Annotated in this window: 6 protein-coding genes (1 of these 6 only partly in view); 1 reads left to right on the top strand and 5 read right to left on the bottom strand. The window is 57.1% G+C overall.

Features of this window, described 5'->3' with window-relative positions:
• Positions 1 to 186: 186 nt before the first annotated feature.
• Positions 187 to 756: an elongation factor P gene (efp, locus tag CFBP5473_RS02565; RefSeq protein WP_027676748.1), complete on the top strand. Its 570-nt coding sequence runs from the start codon at positions 187 to 189 to the stop codon at positions 754 to 756.
• A gap of 143 nt (positions 757 to 899) precedes the next feature.
• Here the strand turns inward: efp and CFBP5473_RS02570 are convergent, their stop codons facing one another.
• The 5 genes from CFBP5473_RS02570 to CFBP5473_RS02590 form a co-directional block, all read right to left on the bottom strand.
• Positions 900 to 2,351, bottom strand: coding sequence for an efflux transporter outer membrane subunit (locus tag CFBP5473_RS02570; protein WP_027676749.1), 1,452 nt, complete (start codon positions 2,349 to 2,351; stop codon positions 900 to 902).
• 146 nt (positions 2,352 to 2,497) lie between these two features.
• Positions 2,498 to 5,587: an efflux RND transporter permease subunit gene (locus tag CFBP5473_RS02575; RefSeq protein WP_027676750.1), complete on the bottom strand. Its 3,090-nt coding sequence runs from the start codon at positions 5,585 to 5,587 to the stop codon at positions 2,498 to 2,500.
• Positions 5,588 to 5,631: 44 nt separating this feature from the next.
• Positions 5,632 to 6,840 (bottom strand): efflux RND transporter periplasmic adaptor subunit, encoded by a 1,209-nt coding sequence (locus CFBP5473_RS02580; RefSeq protein WP_027676751.1) that lies wholly within the window; start codon positions 6,838 to 6,840, stop codon positions 5,632 to 5,634.
• Between the two features lie 171 nt (positions 6,841 to 7,011).
• Positions 7,012 to 7,671, bottom strand: a complete 660-nt coding sequence (locus CFBP5473_RS02585; protein WP_027676752.1) for a TetR/AcrR family transcriptional regulator — start codon at positions 7,669 to 7,671, stop codon at positions 7,012 to 7,014.
• 2 nt (positions 7,672 to 7,673) lie between these two features.
• Positions 7,674 to 8,468: the 3' portion of a phosphoribosylaminoimidazolesuccinocarboxamide synthase gene (locus CFBP5473_RS02590; protein WP_027676753.1), read on the bottom strand. It continues 156 nt past the right edge of the window; 795 of the gene's 951 nt are visible here — the last part of the coding sequence; its start codon lies beyond the right edge, outside the window — the gene reads right to left on this strand; the stop codon is at positions 7,674 to 7,676.

An 8,468-nucleotide genomic window follows, 5' to 3' on the forward strand; every position in this document is an offset into this window, starting at 1 on the left:
GAAATTATCGTATCGGCATCGAAATATCCTGAAACTGGGAGACAGTTTTCGGTTCGATGATCTGAAAGGCTGGCAATTGTCCCTGATTTAAGGTAGTTGCGCCCCAGAAAACAGACAAAACGTCCATCGGGTCAGTGCAGCCGCGCCGTCCTTACGACGCATTTCATTGAGTTACAAGGAAATCATATGGTCAAGGTTATCGCCTCATCCGTCCGCAAGGGTAATGTTCTTGAAGTTGAGGGCAAGCTCTACGTCGTTCTCACCGCCAACAACTTCCACCCCGGCAAGGGCACGCCTGTTACGCAGGTCGATATGCGCCGCATCGTTGATGGCGTGAAGGTATCCGAGCGCTGGCGCACGACGGAACAGGTCGAGCGCGCATTCGTTGAAGACCTGAACTTCCAGTTCCTCTACGAAGATGGCGAAGGCTTCCACTTCATGAACCCGGAAAGCTACGATCAGGTCGTGGTCGATGCCGACACCATGGGTGAGCAGAAGGCTTACCTTCAGGAAGGCATGACCTGCGTTCTCTCGATCCATGAAGGCAACCCGCTGGCTGTCGAGCTGCCGCGTCACGTTACGCTGGAAATCGTGGAAACCGAGCCGGTCGTGAAGGGCCAGACGGCGTCTTCTTCCTACAAGCCTGCGATCCTCTCCAACGGCATCCGTACCATGGTGCCGCCGCATGTCGACGCCGGTATCCGCGTCGTTATCGCGACCGAAGACAATTCCTACGTCGAGCGCGCCAAGAACTGATCGTCGCTTGATTGACCAAATATGAAAAGCCCCGGAGCGATCCGGGGCTTTTTCTTTATGTGTTCTTCAGCACTGATCACAGGCAAAGAAAAAGCCCGCGACCTGAGGCGCGGGCTTGATAAACGTCATCAATACGTTGCTGGTTACATGCCCTTTGGCGTGTTGGCAGCCAGCTGAGCGGAAGCAACCGGGTTGGTCGCGCCGAAGGCATAGCCACCGCCGAGTGCGATGCTGAGCGAAACGTAATCCTGCGCCGTCTGCTGGATGGCAGTGGCAAGGTTTGCCTGCGCGGTGGAAACGTTGCGCTGCGCGTCCAGAACGTCGAGCAGCGAGGAGGCGCCGTCACGGTAGCTGGCTGTCGCGAGCGAAAGGGCTTCCTGATAGGACTTGACGGTTCTGCGCAGCGCATCTTCCGTCTGCTTGTCGCGGTTGACGGCGGCAAGAGCGTTTTCGACTTCTTCCACGCCGTTCAGCACGGTTGCCTTCCAGGCGAGGTATTCTTCACGCGCAGCCGACTTGGCGATATCGACATTGGCGCGAAGCGCGCCGCCATCGAGGATCGGCAGAACGAGGCTTGGGCCGAAGGACCAGCTGTTCGAGGTGCCGCGGGCACCGCCATTGGCCAGGTTGATAAAGCTTGGGCTGATGGAGCCGCTAAGCGTGATGCTTGGGTAGAGGCGCGATTCGGCAACGCCGATATTGGCGACGGCTGCGGCAAGATTGCGTTCTGCAACACGGATGTCCGGGCGATTGCGAATGAGATCGACCGGAATGCCGGTGGTTGCCGGGCGGCGTGCAATAGGCTGACGTGCGCCGCGCTGCAATTCTACCACCAGAGAGGATGCAGGCATGCCGAGCAGCGTCGCGATGCGGTGAGCCGCGCGGCGGAAGCTGGTTTCGAGACCCGGCATGTCGGCGATGGTCGAATTGACCAGACCTTCAGCCTGAACGACGTCGAGGCGCGAGGCCGCACCGGCTTCCAGCTGAAGCTTGGTCAGATCAAGCGTTTCGCGGCGGGATTTCAGGTTGTCGCGGGCAATCGCCAGACGCTCCTGATAGTAGCGCACGTCGATATAGGCCGAAACGACGGAAGAAATCAGCGTCAGACGCTGGACGTCCGCTGTGGAATAGGCGGCATCGAGCGATGCGTTGGCATTTTCCTTCGCGCGGCGATATTGGCCGAACAGGTCGAGGAGCCAAGACGCGTCGAGACCACCGGCAGAGGTATTGCGCACGGTGGTATCAACCGTCGGGAAGCTTCCCTTGGTCTGGCTTATCGTATGGCTGCCGGAAGCCGTCAGGCTCGGCAGAGATCCTGCACCAGCGGAGGTAACCTGCGCTGCTGCCTGATTGATGCGCTCCACGGCCTGAAGAACGGTAAGGTTCTGTGCAAGGCCGGTTGCGACATAGCCATTCAGGCGGCTGTCGTTGAAGGTGTTCCACCAGGGCGCGGTAGCGACATCGCCGTTGCTGGCTTTCCCGCCCTCTGCAAATTTGGATGGCAGCTGAATCTCAGGAGCCTTGTGGTCTGGGCCTACAACGCAGCCTGAAAGCAGGAGCATCGTGAGAGGAAGGGTAGCGCGAATAGACAGCATAAAGTTATCCCAATTAATGTTGGCGCCTGAGGCACCCTCAGTCAAAGCGAGCGTAGCGTTGCTGTGTGCTGATGAAAGATGGAGCTTTCGATTCTGCCATACTTCTTACCAGCGTCCTTCTGCATTACTAGCATATTTTCCGGTTGTTAACGTTTAGATAGCCGCCGAATGATGACGAAAAAGGACGGTACGAAGAAAATTCCGAGGAGTGTTGCAGAAAGCATACCACCCAACACCCCGATACCGATCGCATTTTGCGCCGCAGAACCCGCTCCGCTGGCAATCGCCAGAGGAACGACGCCAAGAATGAAGGCAAGAGATGTCATGATGATCGGGCGCAGACGCAGCTTTGCTGCTTCGAGCGTCGCTTCCAGCAGGCTCAACCCGTGTTCCTGCCTTTCCTTGGCAAATTCCACGATGAGGATGGCGTTCTTCGCCGCAAGACCGATCGTCGTCAGCAGACCCACCTTGAAGTAGACGTCATTCGACTGACCGAAGATATCGGCGGCAAGCAGTGCGCCCAGAACGCCGACCGGCACGGCCATGATAACCGAGAACGGTATCGACCAGCTTTCATAAAGCGCGGACAGGCAGAGGAACACGATCAGGACCGAAAGCGCGTAGAGCAACGGTGCCTGCGAACCCGAAAGGCGCTCCTGATAGGAGATGCCGGTCCAGGCAACCGTGTAGCCGCCATCCATTGTAGATACGATCCGCTCCACCTCATTCATCGCATCGCCGGAGCTGACGCCGGGAGGTGCCGAGCCTTCAAGCGAGAACGCGTTGGCTGCGTTGAATGCCGAAACGGATGGCAGGCCATTGACCCAGCGCGCCGTCGTGAACGAGGTGAACGGCACCATTTCACTGCCGGAATTGCGTGCGTTCCAGTATTTCAGGTCTTCCGCCTGCATGCGGTAGGGCGCATCCGACTGGACGTAGACCTTCTTCACCTTGTTGTTGAGCGTGAAGTCGTTGACCTGGCTGCCCGCAAAGATGGTGGTGAGCATGGAGTTGACTTCGGACAGGCTGAGGCCCATCGCGCCCAGCTTTTCCTGATCGAGATCCAGCTTGACCTGGCTTTCCTGATCGCGGTCGTTGGCGCGCATCGCCGTGACCTTGCCGCTGGAATTGGCGGCTTGGATCAGCTGCTTTGAGGCGCTGACAAGTGCATCGCTGCCCTGGTTACCGCTATCGACCAGATACATGGAGAAGCCGCTGGAGTTACCCATGCCCTGAATTGCGGGCGGAAGAATCGGGAAAACCTGTGCTTCGCGGAAGGTCATGAAGGTACCCATCGCGCGCTGGACCACGGCGGAGGCCGCCATTTTCGGGTCGGTTCTCAGATCGAAATCCTTGAGCTTGGCAAAAACCAACGCATAGCTCTGGCCGCTTCCGGTAAAGCTGAAACCGTTCACCGCAAAGACGCTTTCGATGACGTCTTTTTCCTTGTCGAGATAATAGTTCTCGACCTTTTCGATGACCTTCGCCGTCTGCGGGCTGGTCGAGCCGTTCGGCAGCTGGATGATCGTCATCAGAACGCCTTGGTCTTCCTGCGGGAGGAAGGAGGAGGGCAGACGCGAGAAGAGCAGGCCGCAGCCACCCATGACGACGGCGAATATGATGAGTACGCGCAACGGCCGTTTCAACAGATAGCCGACAGAGCCGACATAGCCGTTCGTGGTGCGCTCGAAATTGCGGTTGAACCATGCCCCGGGGCCACGGCCCTTCTTGTTATGATCGATGGGCTTCAGCATCGTTGCGCACAGCGCTGGTGTCAGCACGATGGCAACGACTGCCGAGAGAAGCATCGCCGAAACGATGGTGATGGAGAACTGGCGGTAGATAATACCCGTCGAACCGCCGAAAAACGCCATGGGGATGAAGACGGCGGTCAGTACGAGAGCGATACCGACAATGGCGCCGGTGATTTCACCCATCGATTTTTCAGTGGCTTCGAGCGGTCCAAGTCCTTCCTCGGACATGATGCGCTCGACGTTTTCCACGACCACGATCGCGTCATCCACCAGAAGGCCGATGGCGAGAACCATGGCGAACATGGTCAGCGTGTTGATCGAATAGCCGGTCAGCGCCAGAACCCCGAACGTGCCGAGAAGCACGACCGGCACGGCGATCATCGGAATGAAGGTTGCCCGCAGGTTCTGGAGGAACACCAGAAGCACGACGAAAACCAGTACGATGGCTTCCACCAGCGTATGAACGACCTTTTCAATGGACAACGAAACGAAAGGCGTCGTGTCGTAAGGGTAGATGATCTTGACGTTCTGCGGCAGAGCAGGCGCGATCTGATTGAGCTTTGTCTTGACGAGAGCCGCCGTATCCAGAGCATTCGCACCCGTCGCCAGGTTGACCGCGAAGCCCGAAGCGGGCTGGCGGTTGGAACGTGAGGTCGAGGCGTAGGTTTCCTGGCCGATTTCCACGCGCGCTACATCGCTCAAGCGAACATTGGCGCCGGTCGTATCGACCTTGAGAATGATGCGCTCGAAATCCGAAACCGTCGTCAGCTGGCTCTGTGCCGTCATGGTCACGTTGATCTGCTGACCTTCGACAGCCGGAAGACCGCCGACCGAACCCACGGAAACCTGTGTGTTCTGCGATTGGATGGCCGAAGTCACATCGGCTGGCGTCAGCTGGAATTTCTTCAGCTTGAACGGATCGAGCCAGATGCGCATCGCATAGGCTGAACCGAAGGCATTGATGTTGCCGACGCCCTCGATGCGTTTCACCTGATCTTCGATCTGCGTGGAGAAAATGTCGCCGAGATCGGCGGAGGAGCGCTTGCCATCCGTGGAAACCAGCGCGCCCACCAGAAGGATACTGGATGTGGATTTGGTGACTTCGATGCCGAGATTCTGCACGACCGATGGCAGCTGTGACGTAACGAGCTGGAGCTTGTTCTGCACCTGAACCTGCGCAATATCGGCATTGACGCTGTTATCGAAGGTCAGCGTGATGCTGGCGGATCCGGTGGTGGAAGACGAGGTCATATAGGTCAGGCCGTCAAGGCCGGTCATGCCGTCTTCGATGATCTGCGTCACCGTTTTTCGCACCGTATCGGCGCTGGCGCCCGTGTAGCTTGCGCTGATGCGAACGGTCGGCGGTGCGATTTCCGGATATTGGGAAATCGACAGCGTGTTGATTGCCAGCGCGCCGCCCAGCATGATGACGATGGCGATGACCCAAGCAAAGATCGGACGCCGAATGAAGAATTTTGCCATAGTCTAGTTCCTGATCACGATGTTGCCGAGCATGTCTTCAGACATCATGATTTCGGCGCCGGAGCAGCCTGGCCGCCCTGCTTCTCTATAATATAGCCTTTGTCATCGATTTCAGCCGGTACGGGATTGACGACCGCATTGTTGGCAATCCACTGGAAGCCATCCACGATCAGCTTGTCGCCATCGGCGACATTTTCCGTCACCAGCCAGTTGTTGCCGGAAAGCTGGCTGGTCGGGAATGTTCTCGTCTCGACCTTGTTTTCAGCGGTCACGAATTTCGCCGTCAACTCGCCATTGGCATTTCGCCCGGCGGCGCGCTGCGGAATGAGATAACCGATTTCCTTGCCGACAGTGATCGTGGCACGCACATACATGCCAGGAAGAATGATATTGTCGGGATTATCGAACAGTGTGCGGATGGAGACCGTGCCAGTGGTGGTGCTGACCGCCATTTCCGACATGTCGAGCTTGCCGACATGTGCATATTCCGAGCCGTCTTCCAGCGTCAGGCGAATATCCGTGGTTTCGCTGTTGTCGCTGCGCTCCAGTTTGCCGGCCTTGATTGCGGCCTGCAAACGAAGCAGGTTCACGCTGGATTCGTTCAGCTGGATATAGATCGGGTTGATCTTGCGAAGCGTCATCAGCGAGTCGGTCTGGCTCGCCGTCACGACGTTACCGATGGAGAAATTGGTGGCTGAGGTCACGCCATCGAATGGCGCGCGAACTTCCGTCAGCGACACGTTGATCTGCGCGGTCTGCAATGTTGCGTTGGCCTCGGCAACCGACGCCTTCGCCTGAAGCAGCGTTGTCCGCGCGTCTTCGAATTCTTTCTGCGAAGCGCCGGAATTGGCCAGTCGCTCATAGCGCTGCAGGTTGGATTCGGCTGCCGGAACGCTGACCTCCGCCCGTTCAAGCGCGGCCTGTGCTTCCAGAAGAGAGGCCTGATAGGTATCGTCCTCGATCTTGTAGAGAAGATCGCCTTCCTTGACGAAGCTACCTTCCTTGAAAGCGATCTGCTTGATCACGCCGCCGACTCGTGGGCGAATATCGGCCGTCTGGAAGGCGCTGGCGCGGCCCGGCAGAACAGTGGTCAGCGGATATTCGCTCTTCTTCATGGCGACGACGCTAACGGGGGAGGGCGGGCGTTGATTTGCCTGTTGAGGAGCCTGCTTGCTGTCGCCGCTATCGCTGCATCCCGCCAGAATTCCAGCCATGAGGAGTGTGGTGATCAAAGGATGGACGCGTCTTCTCATCGTTCTTCTCATGTTTGGCTAGCGAAAGCTCGGTAGCAGATCATTCAATATGCAGAAAAATATAAACCGGGCGCAGAACGCGACCGGCAATCAGGGCCTTCTATCGTTACCATGTTCCACTGATCTCAGGAGATCAAACGGAAAGATAGAAGTGACGTAAATTGCAAACCGTCACTTTTCAAGGGTGTATTTCAACGACCTGTCGATGAGACCGACCACATCGCGGCAGCGTGTTGCCAAAATACCCGCTTCCTCACGGGCAATCAGTACCGGATGGAGGATCGTCGTCAGCACTTGCAGCACCAGCCCGGCTTCTTCCATTGGATCCGATTTGCGATAGACACCCTGCCGGATGCCATCGCGGATGATGATTGCGAGCTGCGCCTTGATGAGTTGCTGATAATATTCTCCACAGGCAAGATCCCGTTTCGCCGTCTGGAGTATCATGTCGAATATGTATGGGTTGTCATTAAGGTCGCTGTGATGGTTTTCCATCAGCGTTCGAGCGAGGTCCAGCATCCGCTCGTAAGGGGTATGGCTGTCATCCAGCAAATGGATTTTTTGCTCGAAGATGCGGATTTGCTGAAGGAAGATCGCATCGACCAGCGCGTTCTTCGAATGGAAATGCTTGAAGACGTTCGCCGGAGACATGCCGAGCGCATTGGCAATATCGGCTATCGAGACCGCGCCAAAACCGCGCTCTCGAAACAGCTTGTCCGTCATGATCAGAATATCGCGGCGCGTTTCTTCGCCAGAGCGACGAGGGCGAGAAACCTTCTTCGGTCCCTCGCCGGTTGCTTTCCGCGATCTGTCATCAGCGACTTTCGTCACCCTTATGCTCCCTGGAAAAATGGCGCCAGATTTCGCCGCACTCGATCCAGCGGCGATGCTTCCTCATCATTCGGCTGAAAGCTCTCGCCGGTAATGCGCTCGAAGGCATCAATATAGACGCGTGAGGTTTGCAGCACCAGTTCTTCAGGAATGGTCGGAATTTCGTCCTTGTAAGGATCGCAACGCTCCGCGACCCAGGCGCGAACAAAGTCCTTGTCGAAGCTGACGGGACGTTTCCCGCTCTGGAAAGCCTCTTCATAACTATCCGCCATCCAGTACCGGCTGCTATCCGGGGTGTGGATTTCATCGGCCAGTATGATCGTCCCGTTTTCGTCGGTCCCGAACTCATATTTGGTATCGACCAGGATCAGCCCCTGCTTTGCAGCAATTTCCTGCCCGCGCTTGAAAAGCGCGAGAGCGTAGGTCGAGAGAACCTGCCACTGCTCCTCGGTCAAAAGCTTCTTCTCTACGATCTCCGCAGGTGTCAGCGGTTCGTCATGCCCGCCATCGAACTCCTTGCTCGTCGGCGTAATGATCGGTTCAGGCAGGACCTGATTGTCCTTCATTCCATCGGGGAAGGTAACGCCATACATGGAGCGCTCGCCCTTCTTATAGAGTGTGAGAATGGAAGTACCCGTAGTGCCTGCCAGATAACCGCGCACGACGACTTCCACGGGGAGAATATTCAGCCGCTTGCCGATAACCACGTTCGGGTCTGGGTAGGAGACGACATGGTTGGGGCAGATGTCATTCGTTTGCTCGAACCAGTATCGTGCCGTTTGCGTCAGAACCTGCCC

Source organism: Agrobacterium larrymoorei, assembly GCF_005145045.1.
In the GTDB taxonomy this organism is placed as follows: Bacteria; Pseudomonadota; Alphaproteobacteria; order Rhizobiales; family Rhizobiaceae; genus Agrobacterium; species Agrobacterium larrymoorei.

Bases quoted from the DNA above. Each gene is read 5' to 3' on its own strand.
- efp (WP_027676748.1), top strand. From the start codon at position 187: ATGGTCAAGGTTATCGCCTCATCCGTCCGCAAGGGTAATGTTCTTGAA.
- CFBP5473_RS02570 (WP_027676749.1), bottom strand. From the start codon at position 2,351: ATGCTGTCTATTCGCGCTACCCTTCCTCTCACGATGCTCCTGCTTTCA.
- CFBP5473_RS02575 (WP_027676750.1), bottom strand. From the start codon at position 5,587: ATGGCAAAATTCTTCATTCGGCGTCCGATCTTTGCTTGGGTCATCGCC.
- CFBP5473_RS02580 (WP_027676751.1), bottom strand. From the start codon at position 6,840: ATGAGAAGACGCGTCCATCCTTTGATCACCACACTCCTCATGGCTGGA.